This window comes from Pseudoxanthomonas mexicana, from assembly GCF_001556105.1.
Classification (GTDB): domain Bacteria; phylum Pseudomonadota; class Gammaproteobacteria; order Xanthomonadales; family Xanthomonadaceae; genus Pseudoxanthomonas_A; species Pseudoxanthomonas_A mexicana_A.
Window position 1 is genome coordinate 125,774 of record NZ_LSIF01000083.1, and the last position, 21,524, is coordinate 147,297.

Consider the following 21,524-nt stretch of genomic DNA (forward strand, 5'->3'; position numbering starts at 1 on the left):
GTAGACGCAAATAGTCACCGACCCGACCCAAAGAAAAAGCCGCGCAGTGCGCGGCCTTTTCCTTCAATCGAAGCGGTGATGCCTCAGGCCAACTGACCGTGGCAGTGCTTGAACTTCTTGCCGCTGCCGCAGGGGCACGGATCGTTGCGGCCCACCTTCGGCGCATCACGGTGCGCCGGCATCGGGCCGGACTGCATGTAGCCGCCTTGCGTCGCGGCGATCTGCCGTGCCTGTTCGGCTTCCTCGTCGGCGCCGTAGCCGCCGGCATCCTGATGCTGGAACTGCATCTGCCGGGCCTGCGCCTCGGCCGCAGCGCGTTCCTGCGCCTCCAGTGCGGCGACTTCCTCTTCGCTGCGGATGCGCACGCGCGACAAGAGCGTGACGACTTCGCTTTTCACCCGCTCCAGCATGCTGGAAAACAGTTCGAAGGCTTCCTTCTTGTACTCCTGCTTCGGCTGCTTCTGCGCGTAGCCACGCAGGTGGATGCCCTGGCGCAGATAGTCCATGCGCGCCAGATGCTCCTTCCAGTTCTTGTCGAGCACGGTAAGCATGATGTGCTTTTCGAGTGCACGCATGGTCTCGCCACCGATCACCGCTTCCTTGTCGGCGAAGTGCTGGTCCATCGCGTCCTGCACGCGCCGTTCGATGGTCTCGGCGTCGAGGTCGTCGGCCTCTTCGCGCCAGCGGGTCACAGGCACTTGCGCGCCCATCTCCTCGCCCAGCTCGCTTTCCAGACCACGCAGGTCCCACTGCTCGTCCACCGAGTTCAGCGGCACGAAGCGGGCCACCGTCTCGGCCACCACGTCGCCGCGGATGCCGTCGATGTTGTCCTTCACCGATTCGGCATCGAGCAGCTCGTCGCGCTGCGCGTAGATGACCTTGCGCTGGTCGTTGTTGACGTCGTCGAAGTCCAGCAGGTTCTTGCGGATGTCGAAGTTGTGCGCTTCCACCTTGCGCTGCGCCTTCTCGATCTGCCGGCTGACCAGCTTGTCCTCGATGACGTCGTCTTCCTTCATGCCGATCAGCTTCATCGCCTTCTGGACCCAGTCCGAGGCGAAGATGCGCATCAGGTTGTCTTCCAGCGACAGGTAGAAACGCGACGAGCCCGGGTCGCCCTGGCGACCGGAACGGCCGCGCAGCTGGTTGTCGATGCGGCGCGATTCGTGGCGTTCGGTGCCGACGATGTGCAGGCCGCCCGAGGCCTTCACTTCGTCGTGGCGCTTCTGCCACTCGGCCTTCACCGCCGCGCGGTCGGCGTCGCTGGCGTCCTCCGGCAGTGTTTCGTATTCGGCTTCCAGCGAACCGCCCAGCACGATGTCGGTACCGCGACCGGCCATGTTGGTGGCGATGGTGATCGCGCCCGGACGACCGGCCTGCGCAACGATGTGCGCTTCGCGCTCATGCTGCTTGGCGTTGAGCACTTCGTGCGGCACGCCGGCCTTGTTGAGGAAGTCGGACAGCATTTCCGACGTCTCGATCGAAGTGGTACCCACCAGCACCGGCTGGCCGCGCTGGTAGCACTCCTGGATGTCGGCCAGCACCGCCTTGAACTTGCCCTGGCGGTTGAGGAACACCTGGTCGGGCGAATCCTTGCGCACGGTCGGGCGGTTGGTCGGGATGACGATGACTTCCAGGCCGTAGATGCTCTGGAACTCGAAGGCTTCGGTATCGGCCGTACCGGTCATGCCGGACAGCTTGTTGTACATGCGGAACAGGTTCTGGAACGTCACGCTGGCCAGCGTCTGGTTCTCGCGCTGGACCGGCACGCCTTCCTTCGCCTCGACCGCCTGGTGCAGGCCGTCGGACCAGCGGCGGCCCGTCAGCGTGCGGCCGGTGAACTCGTCGACGATGACCACTTCGCCGTCGCGCACGATGTAATCGACGTCCCGCTGGTAGATGGCATGCGCGCGCAGCGCGGCATTGAGGTGGTGCACGACCGACAGGTTGTTGGCGCCGTACAGCGGTTCTTCCTCGCTGATGATGCCGGCCTGCAACAGCAGTTCCTCGGCGTGCTCCATGCCCGCCTCCGACAGGTGCACCTGCTTGCCCTTCTCGTCGACCCAGTAGTCGCCCTCGCCTTCCTCGTCCGCCTGCTTGATCAGCTGGGGCACGATGCGGTTGACACGGATGTACAGCTCGGGCGACTCGTCGGCCGGGCCGGAGATGATCAACGGCGTGCGCGCTTCGTCGATCAGGATGGAGTCGACTTCGTCGACGATGGCGTAGTGCAGGCCACGCTGGAAGCGGTCGGCGCGCGACATCGCCATGTTGTCGCGCAGGTAGTCGAAGCCGAATTCGTTGTTGGTGCCGTAGGTGATGTCGGCCGCGTAGGCAGCGCTCTTGTCGCCATGCGGCATGCCCGGGTACACCACGCCGACCGTCAGGCCCAGCCAGTTGTACAGGCGGCCCATCCAGGCCGAGTCGCGGCGGGCCAGGTAGTCGTTCACGGTGACGACGTGCACGCCCTTGCCTTCCAGCGCATTGAGGTAGGTCGGCAGGGTGGCGACCAGCGTCTTGCCTTCGCCGGTGCGCATTTCGGCGATCTTGCCCAGGTGCAGCACCATGCCGCCGATCAGCTGCACGTCGTAGTGGCGCATGCCCAGCACGCGACGGCTGGCCTCGCGGCAGACGGCGAACGCTTCTGGCAGGACCTTGTCGAGCGCTTCCCCGCCGGCGATGCGCTGCTGGAACTCCGGCGTTTTGGCCTTCAGCTGCTCATCGGTGAGCTTCTGCAGCTCCGCTTCCAGCGCATTGATCTTGTCGACGGAGCGGTGAAGCTGCTTGAGCAGGCGCTCGTTGCGGCTGCCGAAGACACGGGTAAGCAGGTTGTTGATCATGTAGGGAACCGGAAAGGAAAAGGACGCCGGGGCGGCGCAGCGTGTGCGGGCCCAAAACGAAACAGGGCGCAAGGCGCCCTGTCTGGCAACACCGTATTGTAGCTTGGGGCGCCGCCCGGGGAATCAAGGCGGGCCGTCAGACCACCCTGCCTCCGATTGGTTCCGCACGGCTCAGCCGCGGGTGACCTGCCCCACCGGCGTCGGGCCTTCGCCCAGGAACTTGCGCGGATTGACCACGCGCCCGTCTTCCCACACTTCGAAGTGCACATGCGCACCGGTCGAGCGTCCGGTCGAACCGGCCTTGGCCACTTCCTGGCCCACGCGGACCAGATCGCCGGCCCGCACGCTGAGGCGCGAGTTGTGCGCGTAGCGGGTGACGTAGCCGTTGCCGTGGTCGATGTCGATGACATTGCCGTAGCCACCCTTCACACCGGCGAAGCTGACCACGCCGTCGGCCACCGACAGCACGGGATCGCCCACACGGGCCTTGAAATCGATGCCCTTGTGGTTCTGCCCGCCGCCGCCGAACGGATCGGCGCGACCGCCGAAGCCGGAGGTGATGTAGCTGTTGGCGATCGGCAAGCGGCCGGGCGTCGCGTTCTTGTCCAGTTCGCGGTTGAACAGCAGCGCTTCCAGCACGGACAGCTGGCGGCCGGACGCGGCGAACTGCTGCTCCAGCTTGTCCACGCCATCCTTCAGGTCGGCGGGCTTCATGTCGAAAGATACGTCGTTACCGCCGACGCCTACCGGCTCGTTGAAGTCGAATTCGCCGTCCTGCAACTGACCCACGCGGGTCAGGCGCTCACCCAGCGCGTTCAGGCGATTGGCCTGCGCCTGCAGTTCGCCCAGGCGCGCGGCCATGGCGTTGATTTCCTGCTGGGCACCGCGACGGACCTGGTCCAGTTCGCCATCACGCTGCTCGGCCTTGGCCTGCAGCAACGACACCTGCGCCATGCCAGCAGCACTGCGGCCACCCACGCCAACCAGCAGACCGGCAGCGACCAGCACCGCGGCGCTGGCCAGCGGACGTGCATGGAACGCGAGGCGGATGCGATAGGCACCATGGGCGGACGCGTGGGCCCACCAGGTGCGCGAATTGTTTACGATGGTCTTAAAGCTCATAAATTCCGATGTCTGATTCGAAGCCCAAGCCGCGCCGTACCGGCACCGCGCAACCCGCACTCCAGGCTGCCATGACGGATGCCGCTACCGACCCGGTGCGTCGTGCCCTATGGCTCGACGCCTTGGAACAGCAGCTTCGCCCCTGCCTTCCGCCTGCCCTCGCGCCGCATTGCCGATTGGCGAACGTGGCTGGCAAGCGGCTCGTTTTTATCGTCGATTCCCCGGTGTGGAACGCCCGGCTTCGCCTGGCGGCACCCGAATTGATCAACGTGGCCCAATCCATCGGACTGGCGGTCACCGAAGTCACCACCAAGACAAGCCTCGCGCCGCCCCTAAAGCCTGCGCAGAACCCGGTCTTACCCGTATCGGAGGCATCCCGCAAAGGGCTGCAAGCGGCCCTCGACCTCCTGTCGGTCCCGGACTCCGCCGGCACCACTACCCCGAAGGGCGGTCATCGGAAACGGCGCTGAATTTGACTCGGCCATCACGAAGGACGGGGCATGGTACCGGCCGCCACCGGTCGGGACGTTAGTCAAAAGTTAATAATTCGTTATGATTCAGGCCTAAATCCGACTCGCGTCACACTTTCGCACAAGCGTAACCATTTGCGCGCCACCGCGTGATGCCGGTAGGAAACCGGTCGACAGCGTGATCACCGTCCTGTCCGGACGGGCGTCTCAGACCGCCAGTGCAGGCGTCGCGTAGGTGACCGGGGACGGCATGGCGCGGTCCTCGAAGGTCACTTCTTCCCAGGCCGAGGTCTCGGCCAACAGGGCGCGGACCAGCTTGTTGTTCAGTGCATGGCCCGACTTGAAGCCCTCATAGGCGCCCAGAATGGGCTTGCCGGCGAGGTAGAGGTCGCCGATGGCGTCGAGGATCTTGTGGCGGACGAATTCGTCCGCGTAGCGCAGGCCGTCTTCGTTCAGCACGCGGAACTCGTCCAGCACGATCGCGTTGTCCATGGAGCCGCCCAAGCCCAGGTTGCGCTCGCGCATGTATTCGAGGTCGCGCATGAAGCCGAACGTACGTGCGCGCGCGACTTCCTTGATGTAGGCGCCGGTGGAGAAATCCACTTCCGCGCGCGATTGCGAGGCCGGGATCATCGGATGGTCGAACTTGACGGTAAAGCCCAGTTTGAAGCCGTCGTAGGGCTCGAAGCGCGCCACCTTGTCGCCGTCGGTGACTTCCACCGGACGGAGGATGCGGATGAAGCGCTTCGGTGCGTCCTGCTCGGCGATGCCGGCGGACTGGATCAGGAACACGAACGGACCCGCGGAGCCGTCCATGATCGGCAGCTCGGCCGAGGACAGTTCCACATAGGCGTTGTCGACGCCGAGGCCGGCCATCGCCGACATCAGGTGCTCGACGGTCTGCACCTTGGCGCCTTCGCAGGTCAGGCCGGTGCACAGGGTGGTCTCGGTGACCAGCTCCGCACTCGCGGGAATCTCCACCACCGGCGCCAGATCGATGCGCCGGAACACGATGCCGGTATCCACGGGCGCCGGGCGCAGGGTCATGTAGACCTTTTCACCACTGTGCAGCCCCACGCCCGTCGCGCGGATCACGTTCTTGAGGGTGCGTTGCTGGGCCATGGGAGGAATCGCAGGTGGGGGGAACCTGAGCGGGCAGCGAGAATATCACGCAGACCACTGAATCTTAACGGAAGAACCGGTCTGTCCCACCCCTGCAACAACGGTCTGCTAAGGCCGTCGGGAAAGGACTGCCGGGCCGGCGAAGGCCCGGCAGCGAAGGGACATGGCGATGGAACGGCACATCGTTTACCCCCTCCCCTGTTTACGGGGGAGGGTTGGGGTGGGGGCAGGCCGAAGACCCGATTTCCGGTCCTTCGATGCGTTGCCAAAGATGTCGGCTCCGCTCGCCCCCATCCCAGCCTTCCCCCGCAAGCGGGGGAAGGAACACATCACATCAGTCCGCCTGGCGGCGCAGGAACGCCGGGATGTCCAGGTAGTCCGACGGCAGCTCGGCCGACACCGGCGCGGACGCCGGGGCCGACGGCGCGGGCGAGGCCGAACCGCGGCGCAGGCCCAGGCCGCTGGTGGCGGCGCTGATCGGATCCATCGAGAAACCGTCGTCGATCGGCATGCCGGTGGTGGCGTCGCGGACCAGCTTGATCGGCGCACGCATGGGCTCGCGCAGGTCGCCGCCACGGCCGACCGGCTGGCGGGCGGCGTTGCGGTTCAGGCCGGTGGCCACCACGGTCACGCGCACTTCGTCCTGCATGTCCGGATCCAGCACGGTGCCGACGACCACGGTCGCGTCTTCGGAGGCGAAGCCCTCGATGGTGCGGCCCACTTCGTCGAACTCGGCCATGGTGAAGTCCGGGCCGGCGGTGATGTTGACCAGGATGCCGTTGGCACCGTTGAGGTTGACGTCGTCCAGCAGCGGGTTCTGGATGGCGGCCTCGGCAGCGGCCTGCGCGCGGTCGTCGCCGCGGGCGGAGCCGGTGCCCATCATGGCCAGGCCCATTTCGCTCATCACGGTGCGCACGTCGGCGAAGTCGACGTTGATCAGGCCCGGACGCACGATCAGGTCGGCGATTCCCTGCACCGCGCCGAGCAGCACGTCGTTGGCGGCGCGGAACGCCTGGATCATGGTGGCGTTACGGCCCAGCACGGTGATCAGCTTTTCATTCGGAATGGTGATCAGCGAGTCGCAGTGGTGGCTCAGTTCTTCGATGCCCTTCAGCGCGACCTGCATGCGGCGACGGCCTTCGAACGGGAACGGCTTGGTGACCACGGCGACGGTCAGGATGCCCATCTCCTTGGCGAGCTGCGCCACGACCGGCGCGGCGCCGGTACCGGTGCCGCCGCCCATGCCGGCGGTGATGAACACCATGTCGGCGCCGTCGAGGGCGTCGATGATGCGCTCGCGGTCCTCCAGAGCTGCTTGACGACCAACCTCCGGATTCGCGCCTGCGCCCAAGCCCTTGGTGACGTTGCTGCCCAGCTGCAGCTGCAGCTTGGCGCCGCAGTTCTTGATCGCCTGCGAATCGGTGTTGGCGGTGATGAACTCCACGCCGTCCACGCTGCCGTTGACCATGTGCGCCACGGCGTTGCCGCCGCCGCCGCCCACGCCCACGACCTTGATCACCGCATTCGGGGCCATCTTTTCAACCAGTTCGAAATGTGCCATGTCCTTGTCCTCGTTTATTTAGTTATGTGGTGCTTGTTGGAACGAACGTCGTGACGCCTTCAACTTCGCGGTAGGTGTCGCCTCACTCAGAACTCGCCGCGATACCAGTTCTGCAGTTTCTTGAACCAGCTGCCCGCCTTGCCCGTGGGCAGCGAGGGACGCCGGGGATGTTCGATCTGGCTGCCCATCAGCAGCAGGCCGACGCCGGTGGCATGCACCGGGTTGCCGACCACTTCGCCCAAGCCGGTGACGTGCTGCGGAATGCCGACGCGCACGGGCATCTGCAGCATCTCTTCGGCCAGCTCGACCACGCCTTCCATCTTCGCGGCGCCGCCGGTGAGCACCATGCCGGCGCGCACGCGCTCCTCGAAGCCGGAGCGGCGCAGTTCCGCCTGCACCATCTCGAAGATTTCCTCGTAGCGCTGCTGCACGGCCTGCGCCAGCGCATGGCGCGGCAGGCGGCGCGGCGGACGGTCGCCGACGCTCGGCACCTGGATGCTTTCTTCCGCCGTGGCCAGCTGCGCGAGTGCGCAGGCGTAGCGCACCTTGATCTGCTCGGCTTCCGGCGTCGGCGTGCGCAGCATGTGCGCGATGTCGTTGGTCACCTGGTCGCCGGCGATCGGCAGCGAGGCCGTATGGCAGATCGCGCCCTGCACGAACACCGCCAGGTCGGTGGTACCGGCGCCCATGTCGACCAGCACCACGCCGAGCTCGCGCTCGTCGCTGGTGAGCACGGCGACGCTGGAGGCCAGCGACGAGAAGATCAGGTCGTCGATCTGCAGGCCGCAGCGCTGCACGCACTTGCTGATGTTGGCGGCGGCGGACTGCGCACAGAACACCAGGTGCGCATCGACTTCCAGGCGCACGCCGGTCATGCCGACCGGATTGCGGATGCCTTCCTGCGAATTGTCCAGCTTGTACTCGCGCGGAATGGCGTGGAGGATCTTCTGGTCGGCCGGGATCGCGACCGCCTTCGCCGCTTCCAGCACGCGGTCCAGGTCGCCCCAGGTCACCTCGCCGTCGCGGATCGGCACGATGCCGGGCGAGTTGCGGCATTGCACGTGGTTGCCGGAGATCGAGGCGTACACCGATCGGATCTCGCAGCCGGCCATCAGCTCGGCTTCCTCGATCGCGCGCTGGATCGACTGCACGGTGGACTCGATATCGACCACGACGCCGCGCTTGAGGCCACGCGACTCGTGCGAGCCGATGCCGATCACTTCGATCGGATTGCCCGGTGCGTACTCGCCGACCAGCGCCGTCACCTTGGAGGTGCCGATGTCCAGCCCCACGATCAGCGATTTGTCACCCTTGCGATTCATGTAATGCCCTGCAGAAGACGACCTGCGACCGCGATCGGCGCAGGCAATGGAGTCGGTGTGGCGGCCGGCGGCGGCGCTTTCGGTGCCTCGCCCCAGCTGAGGGCGAAGCCGTTGGTGTAACGCAGGTCCGCGCGCACCAGCGGCTGCGGCTGCGCGGCGAGCAGCTGCGGCAGCATCCGTGCGAAGCGGCCCAGGCGCGGACGCGCATCGGTACGCCCGACCACGACCTGCGTGCCATTGCCCAGCAGCAGCGACCAGCTGCCGCGGGCGTCCATCACCAGCGTGGTGACGTCCAGGCCCATCGGGGCGAACAACTGGCGCGATTCGTTGTAGAGCGCGGTCACTTCCTGCACCTGCGACTCCGGGCCGCCCAGCTGCGGCAGGTCCAGGCCGACGAGCTCCTTCGGCATCGGGAACAGGCGGCCGTGCTCGGACAGCAGCTTGTCGTTGCCCCAGCGCGCAAACGGCTTGTGTTCGGTGATGCGGACTTCCAGCACGTCCGGCCAGCGCTTGCGCACGTCGGCACGCTCCACCCACGCCAGCTGCTCGACCGCATGCTTGGCGTCATCCAGCTGCACGGCGAAGAAGCCGCGGCGTGCGTACGGCAGCACCGTCGCCTGCAACTGCGCGGGATCCACGCGCGCCAGTTCGCCCTGCACGCGCAGGCGCGACAGCGGCCAGCGATCCGCGCCGATCCAGCCGTTGACCACGGCCACGACCGGCAGCGCCACCAGCGCCAGCGCGATCAGCCAGGTCAGGATGCGCAGGGCGGCGTTCATCAGCCCGCCACCTCCGGCACCGTCTGTTCGAGGATGCGCCAGCACAGTTCTTCGAAACCGATGCCGACCTGCGCCGCTTCCTTCGGCACCAGGGAATGGCTGGTCATGCCCGGCGCGGTGTTGACTTCCATCAGCAGGAAGCGGCCGTCGGCATGTCGCATCACATCGACGCGACCCCAGCCGCTGCAACCCGCGGCGCGGAAGCCATCCAGCGCCAGCGCACGGATCCGCGCTTCGTCGCCGGCATCGTCCAGGCCCGGGCACAGGTACTGCGTGTCCTCGGCGATGTACTTGGCGTGGTAGTCGTACCAGCCCGTCGCCGGCACGATGCGCACCGACGGCAGCGCCAGGTCGCCGAGGATCGCGACGGTGAACTCGCCACCGGTCAGCATCTGCTCGGCCAGCAGCTCGCCGGGATACGACGAGGCGAACGCGACGGCCGGTGCCAGGTCGTCTTCGCCCTGGATCTGGAATACGCCGACGCTGGAGCCTTCCGCCGACGGCTTCACGAACACCGGAAAGCCCAGCGTGCGCACCGCCGCGACCAGGTCGCCACCGGCAGGAATGCGCACGAAGCTCGCGGTGGGAAGACCCGCGGCCTGCCACACCTGCTTGGTGCGGATCTTGTCCATCGTCAGTGCGGAGCCCAGCACGCCGGGGCCGGTATACGGCACGCCGAGCGACTGCAGCAGGCCCTGCAGCACGCCGTTCTCGCCATCGCCGCCATGCATGATGTTGAACACGCGGTCGACCTTGCCTGCGCGGATCGCCTCGACCAGCGCCGGCACGCCGTCCACGGCGAAGGCCTGCACGCCACGCGCACGCAACGCATCGAGCACGTTCTGCCCGGAGTTCAGCGATACCTCGCGCTCGCTGGACACGCCACCCAGCAACACGGCGACGCGGCCGAATCGCGAGGCGTCGGTAACGCGCAGCGGCGGCACGGTCACGGCACTCATGCCGGATCCTTCGCGGAGAAGCCGTGCGACGCCAGGTGCTGCGACATATGGCCGATGTCGCCGGCGCCCATCAGCAGCAGCAGGTCGCCGTCCTGCAGGACATCCGGCAGCACGTCGACCAGGTCGCTGACCTGGCTGACCACGACGGGTTCGTTGCGGCCACGCGCACGGATCGCGCGCGCCAGCGACTTGGAATCCGCACCGGCGATCGGCTGTTCGCCGGCCGGATACACCTCGCTCAGCACCAGCGCATCGGCCTCGGACAGCACGGCGGCGAAGGCATCGAACTGGTCGCGCGTACGGCTGTAGCGGTGCGGCTGGAAGGCGACCACGAGACGCTTGTGCGGCCAGCCGCCGCGCGCCGCCGCGAACACCGCGGCCAGCTCTTTCGGATGGTGACCGTAGTCGTCGACCAGTTGCACGCGCGCGCCCTGCGGGGTGGCGATCTCGCCGAGGTCGTTGAAGCGGCGGCCAATGCCGGCGAACTTCTCCAGCGCGGCGCCGATGTTCTCCGGCGACACACCGAGCTGCCAACCGATCGCGGCGGCGGCCAGCGCGTTCTGCACGTTGTGGCGACCCGGCAGCGCGAGCGTGACGCGGATGCTGGCGTCTTCCGGCAGGCGCAGCGTGAAGTGCATGCGGCCGCCTTCCTGCTCGACATCCTCGGCGCGCACGTCGGCGTTCTCGGCGAAGCCGTAGCTCATCACGTGGCGCGGCGTGTCCGCAGCGATCGCGGCGACTTCCGGATCATCGATGCACAGCACGGCCAGGCCGTAGAACGGCAGGCGCTGCAGGAATTCGGCGAACGCGGCTTTCACGCGTTCGAAATCGTTGCCGTAGTTCTCCAGGTGATCGGCATCGATGTTGGTGACGATGGAGATCAGCGGATTCAGGCGCAGGAAGCTGCCGTCGCTTTCGTCGGCCTCGGCCACCAGCCACTGGCCATCGCCGAGTTTGGCGTTGGCGCCGGCGGCGAGCAGCTGCCCACCGATGACGAAGGTCGGGTCCAGTCCGCCTTCGCTCAGCACGGCGGCGACGAGGCTGGTGGTGGTGGTCTTGCCATGCGTACCGGCCACGGCGATGCCGCGACGGAAGCGCATCAGTTCGGCCAGCATCGCGGCGCGCGGCACGATCGGGATGCGCTGGCTGCGCGCTTCCATCAGCTCGGGGTTGTCGTGCTTGATCGCGCTGGACACCACCACGCAGTCGGTGCCCAACACATTCGAGGCATTGTGGCCACGCATCACGCGCGCGCCGAGCGATGTCAATCGACGGGTGGCCGCGTTGTCGGCATTGTCCGAACCCGACACTTCGTAGCCGAGCGTGCACAGCACTTCGGCGATGCCGCTCATGCCGGAGCCGCCGATGCCGACGAAGTGCACCCGGCGGAATGCCTGGGCCAGGTTGCCGGTGTGCTGCAGGCGGCGCTCGCGTGCGGCGGCCATCATCATGCCTGCGTCCTCATTGTTACTGCTTCCTCAAGAATGATGTCGGCGATGCGGTCGGCCGCATCGGTCTTCGCCAGCGCGCGCGCGGCCTGCGCCATCGCGAGGCGCTTCCCGCTGTCTGCGTCGAGCTGGCGCAGCGTGGTCGCGAGCGTGTCGGCGAGCATGCCGTCCTGCTTCAACAGCACGGCGGCGCCACGCTCGACCAGGTATTCGGCATTGCGGGTCTGGTGGTCGTCGACCGCTTGCGCGAACGGCACCAGCACGCTGCCCACGCCGACCGCACACAGTTCGGCCAGCGTCGACGCGCCGGAGCGACAGACCACGAGGTCGGCCCACGCATAGGCGGCGGCCATGTCGGTGATGAAGGCTTCGACGCTGGCGCTCACGCCCGCGTCGGCGTAGGCCTTGGCCGCTTCGTCGCGCAGCTTCTCGCCGCACTGGTGGCGCAGTTCGACGCTGCCGGCGGGCAGCATCGCGGCCGCCTTGGGAACGGCCAGGTTCAATGCGCGCGCGCCCTGGCTGCCGCCCAGCACCAGCACGCGCAGCGGGCCGCTGCGGTCCTGCAGTCGTGCGTCGGGCGACGGCAGTGCGGCGATCTCGTCGCGCACCGGGTTGCCGACCACCACTTCGCGAGCCGGGAAGGCGCCGGGGAAGCCCGACATGATCTTTCGCGCCACCTTGGCCAGCACGCGGTTGGTGAAGCCGGCCGCGCGGTTCTGTTCGTGCACCAGCAGTGGCAGACCCAGCAGCTTCGCCGCGACACCGCCCGGGCCCGACGCGAAACCGCCGAAGCTGACCACCGCGCGCGGCGCGCGGCGGCGAAGGACGAAGCCCGCGGAACGGATCGCGCGCAGCACGCGGACGGGGGCACCCAGCAATGCCAGCGTGCCCTTGCCACGCAGCCCGGTGATGGCCAGCGTGTCCAGCGGGATATCGTGCTGCGGCACCAGGCGTGTTTCCATCGCGCCGTCCGCGCCCAGCCAGACGACCGGGACGCCGCGCGCACGCAGTACCTTCGCCACCGCCAGCGCGGGGAAGATGTGGCCGCCGGTCCCCCCGGCCATGATCATCACGGGCGCCGCCATCGTCGCGCTCATGCCAGCCTCTCGAAGGTCGGCTCGACACGCGGCTGCAGGCGGCTGGTACCGCGCAACGTCTGCGAGAGCGACATCGCGGGCGCCGCAGGCGCAGGTGCGGGTGACGTCGGACGCGCATCTGTCGATGCACGCGGCGGCTCGTTGTTGCCCTGGATGGCCTCGCCACGCAGCGCGACCTGGCGCTGCGTGCGCTCCAGTTCGTACGACACGCGCAGCAGCAGGCCCATCGCCACGCAGGTCATCAGGATGCTGGAACCGCCCGAGGAGATCAGCGGCAACGTCAGACCCTTGGTTGGCAACAGGCCCAGGTTGACGCCCATCGACACGAAGCTCTGCATGCCGATCCACAGCGCCACGCCGAACGCGACGTAACCGGCGAAGTGGCGGCGCATCTCGACGCAGCGCAGGCCGATGACGAACGCGCGGCCGACCAGCAGCGCGTACAGCGCCACCACCAGGCAGACGCCGGCGAAGCCGAGTTCCTCGCCGATCACCGAAAAGATGAAGTCGGTATGCACTTCCGGCAAGTAGTTGAGCTTCAGCACCGAACCGCCCAGGCCGATGCCGCCCCACTCGCCGCGGCCGATCGCCATCAGCGCGTTGGTCAACTGGTAGCCGCTGCCGAACGGATCGGCCCACGGATCCGAGAACGACGTCAGGCGACGCATGCGGTAAGGCTCCGCGATCGCGACGATGGCGAGGATCGGCAGTCCGACCAGCACCGGGCCGAACATGCGCGGCATGTTCACGCCACCCAGCACCAGCATGCCGGCGGTGATCGCCAGCAGCAGCGAAGACGAACCGAAGTCGGGCTGCAGCAACAGCAGCACGACCAGCACCACCACCACGCCCAATGGCTTCAGCATCGCCGCCCAGGTGGCGTTGACCTCGTCGCGGAAGCGCACCAGGTAGCTGGCCAGCCAGACGATGAAGAACACCTTCACCACCTCGACCACCTGGAAGTTCGACACACCCAGGTTGATCCAGCGGTGCGCGCCCTTGACGCTCACGCCCAGGCCCGGCACGAACACCATCAACAGCAGCACCACGCAGCCGAGCAGCAGCAGGTGGTTGCGCGCCTCGATGCTCTTCAGCTCGGTGCGCGTCACCCACCACGCCAAGCCGGCGCCGGCCACCAGGAACATGCCATGGCGGATCAGGTAGTAGAACGGGTTGCCGTGCTGGTAGATCGACGCCGACGCCACCATCACCACGCCGAGCGAGGCCAGCGCCAGCATGGCGCCGAGCAACCAGGGGTCGAAGCGGCCCCCGATGGCTTCCAGTCGCGTGGCCTGGCGCGGCGTGTCGTTCATCAGCGCACCTTCAACGTGGCCAGACCGACCAGGACCAGCACGACGGAGATGATCCAGAAGCGCACGATCACGCGCGGCTCCGGCCAACCCTTCAGTTCGAAGTGGTGGTGGATCGGCGCCATGCGGAACACGCGCTTGCCGGTCAGCTTGAACGACGCCACCTGGATCATCACCGACAGCGTCTCGATGACGAAGATGCCGCCCATGATCACCAGCACCAGTTCCTGGCGCACGATCACCGCGATGGTGCCCAGCACAGCGCCCAGCGCCAGCGCGCCGATGTCGCCCATGAACACCATCGCCGGATACGTGTTGAACCACAGGAACCCGAGGCCCGCGCCGGCGATGGCCGCGCAGATGATGGTCAGTTCACCCGCACCCGGCACCGGCGGGATCTGCAGGTAGTTGGAGAACACCGCATTGCCCGAGGCGTAGGCGAACACGCCCAGCGCGCACGCGACGAGCACGGTCGGCATGATCGCCAGGCCATCCAGGCCGTCGGTCAGGTTGACCGCGTTGGAGAAGCCGACGATCCAGAAGTAGGCAATGGCGACGAAGCCGAAGCCCGCGAGCGGCAGCGCGATCGACTTGAAGAACGGCACGTAGAAGGTCGTCGCCGCCGGCACGTCGGCGTACAGGTACAGGTACAGGCCGGCGGCCAGGCCGAAGATCGACTGCAGCAGGTACTTCCAGCGCGACTTCAGGCCATTCGGATCGCGCTTGACGATCTTGATCCAGTCGTCGTACCAGCCGATGGCGCCGAACGTCAGCATCACCAGCAGCACTACCCACACGTACTTGTTGCGCAGGTCGCCCCACAGCAGCACCGACAGCAGCACCGTCATCAGGATCAGCGCGCCACCCATCGTCGGCGTGCCAGCCTTGGAGAAGTGCGACTGTGGGCCGTCCTTGCGGATCGGCTGGCCGCCCTTCAGCTGGCCGAGCTTGCGGATCACCGCCGGGCCCAGCCACAACGACAACGCCAGCGACGTCAGCGCGGCCAGGATGCCGCGGAACGTCAGGTAGCCGAACAGGCCGAAGAAGTTTTCCAGGCTCTGCAGCCAGCGAGCCAGTTCAAGCAACATGCGAGGTGTCCTCCCCGGTGGACAGCAGAGCGGCGACGATCCGGTCCATCGCGCTGCCGCGCGACCCCTTGACCAGACAGCGCACGCCGGCCCGCAGGTCGGCGCGCAACGCGGCCGCCAGCGAGGCGTGGTCTTGGAATGGATGCGCGCCTTCGCCGAAGGCGGCGGCGGCGGCGGCGCTGAGCGGGCCCAGCGTGTAGAGGCGACGCAGGCCGGCCGTTTTCGCGCGCATGCCCATGTCGGCATGCAGCGCCTGTTCGTCCGCGCCCAGCTCGCGCATGTCGCCGAGCACCAGCCAGCCCTCGCCGCCCGCCTGCCTGCTGGCGGCCGCGAGCGTGTCGATGGCCGCGACCAGCGAACCGGGGTTGGCGTTGTAGCTGTCGTCGATCACCACCGCGCCGTTCGGCAGCGCGTGCGCGACCTGGCGGCCGGCGACGGGCTGCGCGGCCGACAGGCCGTCGGCGATGATCGCCAGCGACACGCCGCAGGCCATCGCGATGCCGGCCGCGGCCAATGCATTGAGTACGTTGTGGCGGCCCGGCAGGTGCAGTTCGACCGCGACTTCGCCATGTGGTGCCACCAGCACGAAGTCCGAACCGTCCGCGGTCGCGCGGATGTCGCGCGCGGTCAGGTCGGCGGTCGCCTCCAGGCCGAAGCGCAGGATGCGGCGGTCGGGCACGCGGCCGGCGAAGTATTCGGCGAAGGCGTCGTCGGCGTTGATCACCGCGGTGCCATCGGCCGGCAATGCGTCGTAGATCGCGCCCTTGGTCTCGGCCACGCCCATCAGCGAGCCCATGCGCTCCAGGTGCGCGGCGGCGATGTTGTTCACCAGCGCGACTTCCGGGGTGACGATGTCGGTCAGGTAGGCGATGTCGCCCGGCTTGCCCGCGCCCATCTCGTACACCGAGAAGTCGGCATCGTCCGGCCCGTCGATGACGGCCATCGGCAGGCCGATCTCGTTGTTGCGGTTGCCGGGATTGAAGTAGGTGACGCCGGCGCGCTGCAGGATGGACACCACCAGCGTCTTCACCGACGTCTTGCCGTTGCTGCCGGTGATAGCGACCGCCTTCTCCACGCGGTCGCGCTGCAGGCCGGCGGCGATGCGCGCCAGTGCCAGCAGCGTGTCGGGTACCACGACCTGCGGCACGTCGACCTTCACTTCGTGGTCGACCAGCACCGCGGCGGCACCGCGCATGGAGGCGTCGTAGGCGAAATCGTGGCCGTCGAAGCGCTCGCCGCGCAGCGCCACATACAGGCTGCCGGGCACCAGCGTGCGGGTGTCGTGCGTCAACGAGCCGATCACCAGATCGTCGCCGATCAGCTCGCCGCCCGCCCAGTGCGCCAGCAGGGAAAGGGGAAGCCGCTTCATCGACGGTCCTCCAGTGCCTGCCGGGCGACGGCGGTGTCGTCGAACGGGTGCTTCACGCCGTGGATTTCCTGGTACGGCTCGTGACCCTTGCCGGCCACCAGCACGATGTCATCGGGTCCAGCCTGCGCCACTGCCAGCGCGATCGCCTGCGCGCGGTCGCGCTGCACGATCACCGCATCCGGCTTCGCGAAGCCGGCCATGATGTCGGCCACGATGCGGTCGCCATCCTCGGTACGCGGATTGTCGTCGGTGACCAGCACGACGTCCGCCAGGCGCTCGGCGATGGCGGCCATCTGCGGCCGCTTGCCGGTATCGCGGTCGCCACCGCAGCCGAACACGCAGACCAGCCGTCCCTGCACGTGGTCACGCAGGCTCGCAAGCGCCTGTTCCAGCGCGTCCGGCGTATGTGCGTAGTCGATGACGACCAGCGGCCGCCGGTTGCCCGCCGCATCGCAGTCGCCGCCGAGCCGGTTCATCCGGCCATGGATCGGTGCCAGCCGCGACAGCGTGCGGGCGATCTCGGCTGTCGTATCGCCCAGCGCATGCAGCACGCCCGCCACCGCCAGCAGGTTGTCCACGTTGAAGCGGCCCAGCAGGCGCGACTGCACCGGCTGCGTGTCGTCGCCAGCGATCAGGTCGAAGGCGATGCCGTTGCCGTCCAGCCGCAGCGCATCCGCGCGCACGACCGCATCCTGGTGTCCGCGCGAGCTCACGCCGATGCGCTGCAGCCCGTGCGGCAGGCGCGCGAACAGCTCGCGCCCGTAGGCATCGTCGAGATTGATGACGCCGGCCTTCAGGCCGTCGCGCGCGAACAGCAGCGACTTGGCCGCGCCATAGCGCTCCATGTCGCCGTGGTAGTCGAGATGGTCGCGGGTGAGGTTGGTGAACACGCCGACATCGAAATGCACCGCGTCCACGCGCCCCTGGTCGAGCGCATGCGAGCTGACTTCCATCGCCACGGCCTTGGCGCCCGCATCGCGGAACTGCGCCAGCAGCGCGTGCATCTGCAGCACCAGCGGCGTGGTGAACCCGGTCGGCACCACTTCGCCGTACATGCCGGCGCCGAGCGTACCGACGGTCGCGCAGCGCACGCCGCGCAGGTGCCAGGCCTGCGCCAGCAACTGCACGGTCGAGGTCTTGCCGTTGGTGCCGGTGACGCCGACCATCTTCATGTCGTGCGACGGCGCGGCATGGAACCGATCCGCCATCGCGCCCATGCGCGCGCGCAGGCCCGGGACCGCAATCGCATCGCGCGGCGCTTCCAGTCCGTCCGGCACCGGCGCCTCGAACAGGATCGCGCTGGCGCCGTTCTCCTTCGCCTGCGTGGCGAAGTTCAGACCATGCGCACCGAAGCCGGCGATGGCGACGAAGGCATCGCCCGACTGCACGCTGCGGCTGTCCAGCGTCAGCCCGCGCACGACGATGTCGCGCGGTACGTCGACGTCGGGCAGCAGTTCGGCGAGGGCCATCATCCGCCTCATCGCGTCGCCCCCGTCGCCGGCAGTGCGGCCTGCGGCGCATCGAACGCGGACGGATCCGTCGTGTCGATGACGTCATCGGCGATGGGGGTCGGCGCGGCCGCCGGCGCAGCCGCGCCGGGCTTGTGCGTGTTCTTGGCCTGTGCGGCGAGCCAGGACTCGATGTCGTCCGGCGGCACGTCCATCAGGCGCAGCGTTCCGTCCATCACGTCATGGAACACGGGGGCCGCCACCAGGCCACCGTAGTAGCCGCCTTCCTGCGAATCGTTGATCACCACGACCGCGGCGAAGCGCGGATTGCTGGCAGGCACCAGGCCGGCGAAGAACGAGGCGTAGCGGCCCTTCGCGTAGCCACCACCCGAGGCGATGCGCGCGGTGCCCGTCTTGCCCGCCACGCGGTAACCGAGCACGCCGGCGCGCTTGGCGCCACCCTGCGTCACCACGGTTTCCATCATGCCGACGACTTCGTGCGCGATCGCCGGATCCAGCACCTGCGGCGCTTCGCCGCGCTGGCCCTTCACGAACGTCGGCGTCACCAGCTTGCCGCCGTTGCCCAGCGCCGAGTAGGCACGCGCGATCTGCAGCGGCGTCACCGCCAGCCCATAGCCGTACGACATCGTCGCCTTCTGCAGTCCGTTCCAGCGATCCGGCGGTGCCAGCATGCCGGCGGATTCGCCCGGAAAGCCGCTGCCTGGCTTCTGGCCGTAGCCGAAGCTGTGGATGCTCTCGTAGAAGTAGGCGTTCGGCAGCTTCTCGGCGATCTTGATCGAGCCGATGTTCGAGCTCTTGGTGATGACGCCGGTGACGGTCAGCACGCCATTGTTCCGCGGCACGTCGCGGATGGTGTAGCGGCTGTTCAACGCCATGTAGCCGGGATTGGTATTGACCAGCGTCGATGGCGTGACCACGCCGGCCTTCAATGCCGTCGATACCGTCAGCGGCTTCATGGTCGAGCCCGGCTCGATCATGTCGGTCAGCGCGCGGTTGCGGCGCGCATCCGGCTTCACCCGGTCGATCGCATTGGGGTTGTAGGTCGGCAGGTTGACCATCGCCAGCACTTCGCCCGTGGCGACGTCCATGATCACGATGGAGCCGCTGCTGGCCTGGTGCTCGAGCAGCGCATTGCGCAGCTCGCGGTGCGCCAGGTACTGGATGCGGCGGTCGATGCTGAGCGTCAGGTCCTTGCCCGGCTGCGCGGAGCGGATCAGGTCGACGTTCTCGACGATGCGGCCGCGGTTGTCGCGGATCACCTTCTGCGCGCCCGGCGTGCCGCTGAGCCATTCGTCGAAGGCCAGCTCCAGCCCTTCCTGGCCGCGGTCGTCGATGTTGGTGAAGCCCAGCACGTGGGCCATCGCCGGACCTTGGGGATAGAAACGGCGGAACTCGCGCTGCGAGAACACGCCGGGAATCTTGTGCGCGAGGATCTTCTGCGCCTCGTCCGGATTGATCCGGCGCTTGAGGTACAGGAATTCCTTGTCGGCCTTCTGCGACAGGCGGTTGGTCAGGTGGTCGAGCGGCACGCCCAGCGCCTGCGCCAGCTCGGGCAGGCGATCGGGCGTCTTCAACAGCTCCTGCGGGTTGCCCCACACCGATTCCACCGGCGACGACACCGCCACCGGCTCGCCATTGCGGTCGGTGATCATGCCGCGCGAGGTCGGGATGGGAATCTCGCGCAGGAAACGCGCATCACCCTGCCGCTGGTAGAAGTCGTGGTTGATCAGCTGCACATAGGCCGCACGACCGACCAGGCTGACCGAGCACAAGCCCATCGCGCCGAGTACCAGCGCCAGGCGGCCGCGCAGGTTGAAGCGGGCGCGGTTGCGGTTCTTGGTGGACGTGGCGTTCATGGGCGGATCACCACCACGTCGGCCGCTTCCGGGGACTTCATGCCCAGGCGCACGCGCGCGACCTGGTCGATGCGCGTCGCCTCGGCGACCGTGGCCTGTTCGAGCTGCAGGCGACCGAACTCGACATTCAGTTCGTCGCGCGCGCGTTCCAGCCGCGTCACCTCGTCGAACAGCACGCGATGACGATGGCGCGCGTAGACCACGCCGATCGCCGAGGCGATGTTGGCCAGCACCAGCACGATGATCAGGAAGCGGCTCATGCGGCCACCTCCAGCTTTTCCGCCACGCGCAGCACGGCGCTGCGGGCGCGCGGGTTGGAAGACACTTCGTCCGCTTCGCCCTTCTGCCCGCTGCCGATGGCGCGCAGCGAGGGAACGAAGTCCACCGCCACCGGGAACCGGCGGTTGGCCGGCGGCGCCTTGGCATGCCGGTTGATGAACTGCTTGACGATGCGGTCTTCCAGCGAGTGGAAGCTGATCACCGCCAGCCGGCCGCCGACCTTGAGCCGCGCCAGCGCCGCGTCCAGGCCGGCTTCCAGGTCCGCCAGTTCGCGGTTGATGTGGATGCGGATGGCCTGGAAGCTGCGCGTGGCCGGATGGATCTTCTCGCCGCGCGGCATCACCGCCGCGATCGCGGCCGCCAGGTCCGCGGTGCGGGTGAACGGCTGGTCGGCGCGACGGGCGACGATGGCGCGCGCGATCCGACGGCTCTGCTTCTCCTCGCCGTAGGTCCACAGCACGTCGGCGATGTCGCGCTCGTCGGCACGGTTGATCCAGGCGGCCGCGCTCTCGCCGGACTCCGGATCCATGCGCATGTCCAGCGGACCATCCTTGCCGAAGCTGAAGCCGCGCTCGGCCACGTCCAGCTGCGGCGACGACACGCCCAGATCCAGCAGTACGCCATCCAGACCGGCGGCGGTTTCATTCCACTGCGCGAGCGAGGCGAAGCTGCCACGGAAGATCGACACGCGCGCATCGCCCGCGAACGTCTGTTCGGCATGCGCGATCGCGTCGGGATCCTTGTCCATCAACAGCAGCCGGCCTCCCGGGCCGAGTCGTTGCAGCACGCCGCGCGCGTGGCCTCCGCGCCCGAAGGTGCCGTCCAGGTATGTTCCGTCCTCTTTCACCTGCAGCCCTTCCATGACCTGCGTGTACAACACCGGCAAGTGCAGCGCTGGGAGGTGACCGGCCGGCGCGGACTGCCGCTTGCCGTCACCGGTGCTCACAAGCGCAGCTCGAGCATGTGTGCGCTCAGATCGTCGTCAGTGAGGGTCTGACGGATCTGCGCGTGATGCGCCTGTTCGCTCCAGAGTTCGAATTTCTCGCCCATGCCCAGCAGCACGGCCTTCTTCTCGATGCCCACCGCGCTGCGATGGCTCGCCGGGATGCTGATGCGGCCATTGCCGTCCAGCTCCACCGGCGACGCGGCACCGATCAGCTTCAACTGCAGGCTGCGGTGCGCTTTCTGGGTGCTGGGCAGCTTGCTGACGTCATCGCGGACGCGCTGCCAGACCCTCTCGGGGTACAGGTACAGGCTGCCGCCTTCGAACGGGTTGTAGGTGATCACCAGGCGATTGCCACACTCGCGCGCGACGAGGTCGCGGTACGCGGTGGGCACCGCGAGCCGTCCCTTGTCGTCCACTGTGATGGCGGTCTCACCCTGAAACACAGCCCCTGCCTTCCCGACGCGCTAATGAGCGATCAATTGAACCACGA

Annotated in this window: 18 protein-coding genes; 1 reads left to right on the plus strand and 17 read right to left on the minus strand. The window is 67.7% G+C overall.

Annotation, left to right across the window (positions count from 1 at the left end):
• Positions 1 to 83 precede the first annotated feature (83 nt).
• Positions 84 to 2,837 carry a preprotein translocase subunit SecA gene (secA, locus tag AX730_RS14580; protein ID WP_062357725.1) on the minus strand — a complete coding sequence of 918 codons (2,754 nt, stop codon included), beginning with the start codon at positions 2,835 to 2,837 and terminating at the stop codon, positions 84 to 86.
• 171 nt (positions 2,838 to 3,008) lie between these two features.
• A complete protein-coding gene (locus AX730_RS14585; protein WP_062357727.1) occupies positions 3,009 to 3,959 on the minus strand; it encodes a M23 family metallopeptidase in 951 nt (316 codons plus the stop codon).
• Positions 3,960 to 3,967: 8 nt separating this feature from the next.
• Between AX730_RS14585 and AX730_RS14590 the strand changes: the two genes are divergently transcribed.
• The gene (locus AX730_RS14590) at positions 3,968 to 4,429 is read left to right on the plus strand and encodes a DciA family protein (RefSeq protein WP_062357729.1); all 462 of its coding nucleotides are present in this window, start codon (positions 3,968 to 3,970) and stop codon (positions 4,427 to 4,429) included.
• Positions 4,430 to 4,636: 207 nt separating this feature from the next.
• On the opposite strand, the gene lpxC is transcribed toward AX730_RS14590, so the two are convergent.
• From lpxC to mraZ, 15 genes are all read right to left on the minus strand, one after another.
• Positions 4,637 to 5,551: a UDP-3-O-acyl-N-acetylglucosamine deacetylase gene (gene lpxC / locus AX730_RS14595; RefSeq protein ID WP_062357730.1), complete on the minus strand. Its 915-nt coding sequence runs from the start codon at positions 5,549 to 5,551 to the stop codon at positions 4,637 to 4,639.
• Between the two features lie 334 nt (positions 5,552 to 5,885).
• Complete coding sequence (gene ftsZ / locus AX730_RS14600; protein ID WP_062357732.1) at positions 5,886 to 7,112, minus strand: cell division protein FtsZ; 1,227 nt, start codon at positions 7,110 to 7,112, stop codon at positions 5,886 to 5,888.
• Between the two features lie 86 nt (positions 7,113 to 7,198).
• Positions 7,199 to 8,434 (minus strand): cell division protein FtsA, encoded by a 1,236-nt coding sequence (ftsA, locus tag AX730_RS14605; RefSeq protein WP_055940270.1) that lies wholly within the window; start codon positions 8,432 to 8,434, stop codon positions 7,199 to 7,201.
• Positions 8,431 to 9,213, minus strand: coding sequence for a cell division protein FtsQ/DivIB (locus tag AX730_RS14610; protein WP_062357734.1), 783 nt, complete (start codon positions 9,211 to 9,213; stop codon positions 8,431 to 8,433). The genes ftsA and AX730_RS14610 overlap by 4 nt, the downstream gene beginning before the upstream one ends.
• Positions 9,213 to 10,172 carry a D-alanine--D-alanine ligase gene (locus AX730_RS14615; RefSeq protein ID WP_062357736.1) on the minus strand — a complete coding sequence of 320 codons (960 nt, stop codon included), beginning with the start codon at positions 10,170 to 10,172 and terminating at the stop codon, positions 9,213 to 9,215. The genes AX730_RS14610 and AX730_RS14615 overlap by 1 nt, the downstream gene beginning before the upstream one ends.
• Positions 10,169 to 11,620, minus strand: a complete 1,452-nt coding sequence (gene murC, locus AX730_RS14620) for a UDP-N-acetylmuramate--L-alanine ligase (protein ID WP_083537947.1) — start codon at positions 11,618 to 11,620, stop codon at positions 10,169 to 10,171. The genes AX730_RS14615 and murC overlap by 4 nt, the downstream gene beginning before the upstream one ends.
• Positions 11,620 to 12,717: an undecaprenyldiphospho-muramoylpentapeptide beta-N-acetylglucosaminyltransferase gene (gene murG, locus AX730_RS14625; RefSeq protein ID WP_062357738.1), complete on the minus strand. Its 1,098-nt coding sequence runs from the start codon at positions 12,715 to 12,717 to the stop codon at positions 11,620 to 11,622. The genes murC and murG overlap by 1 nt, the downstream gene beginning before the upstream one ends.
• Positions 12,714 to 14,030, minus strand: a complete 1,317-nt coding sequence (gene ftsW, locus AX730_RS14630; protein ID WP_062357740.1) for a putative lipid II flippase FtsW — start codon at positions 14,028 to 14,030, stop codon at positions 12,714 to 12,716. Before ftsW ends, murG begins: the two co-directional genes overlap by 4 nt.
• Positions 14,030 to 15,115, minus strand: a complete 1,086-nt coding sequence (gene mraY, locus AX730_RS14635; RefSeq protein WP_062357742.1) for a phospho-N-acetylmuramoyl-pentapeptide-transferase — start codon at positions 15,113 to 15,115, stop codon at positions 14,030 to 14,032. Before mraY ends, ftsW begins: the two co-directional genes overlap by 1 nt.
• Positions 15,105 to 16,484 (minus strand): UDP-N-acetylmuramoyl-tripeptide--D-alanyl-D-alanine ligase, encoded by a 1,380-nt coding sequence (locus AX730_RS14640; RefSeq protein WP_062357744.1) that lies wholly within the window; start codon positions 16,482 to 16,484, stop codon positions 15,105 to 15,107. The genes mraY and AX730_RS14640 overlap by 11 nt, the downstream gene beginning before the upstream one ends.
• Positions 16,481 to 17,965, minus strand: a complete 1,485-nt coding sequence (locus AX730_RS14645) for a UDP-N-acetylmuramoyl-L-alanyl-D-glutamate--2,6-diaminopimelate ligase (RefSeq protein WP_062357745.1) — start codon at positions 17,963 to 17,965, stop codon at positions 16,481 to 16,483. The genes AX730_RS14640 and AX730_RS14645 overlap by 4 nt, the downstream gene beginning before the upstream one ends.
• Positions 17,962 to 19,809 (minus strand): peptidoglycan D,D-transpeptidase FtsI family protein, encoded by a 1,848-nt coding sequence (locus AX730_RS14650; RefSeq protein WP_062357747.1) that lies wholly within the window; start codon positions 19,807 to 19,809, stop codon positions 17,962 to 17,964. Before AX730_RS14650 ends, AX730_RS14645 begins: the two co-directional genes overlap by 4 nt.
• The gene (gene ftsL / locus AX730_RS14655) at positions 19,806 to 20,069 is read right to left on the minus strand and encodes a cell division protein FtsL (protein ID WP_062357749.1); all 264 of its coding nucleotides are present in this window, start codon (positions 20,067 to 20,069) and stop codon (positions 19,806 to 19,808) included. The genes AX730_RS14650 and ftsL overlap by 4 nt, the downstream gene beginning before the upstream one ends.
• The gene (rsmH, locus tag AX730_RS14660; protein WP_062357751.1) at positions 20,066 to 21,034 is read right to left on the minus strand and encodes a 16S rRNA (cytosine(1402)-N(4))-methyltransferase RsmH; all 969 of its coding nucleotides are present in this window, start codon (positions 21,032 to 21,034) and stop codon (positions 20,066 to 20,068) included. Before rsmH ends, ftsL begins: the two co-directional genes overlap by 4 nt.
• Positions 21,031 to 21,477, minus strand: coding sequence for a division/cell wall cluster transcriptional repressor MraZ (mraZ, locus tag AX730_RS14665; protein ID WP_062357753.1), 447 nt, complete (start codon positions 21,475 to 21,477; stop codon positions 21,031 to 21,033). Before mraZ ends, rsmH begins: the two co-directional genes overlap by 4 nt.
• Between the last annotated feature and the right edge of the window lie 47 nt (positions 21,478 to 21,524).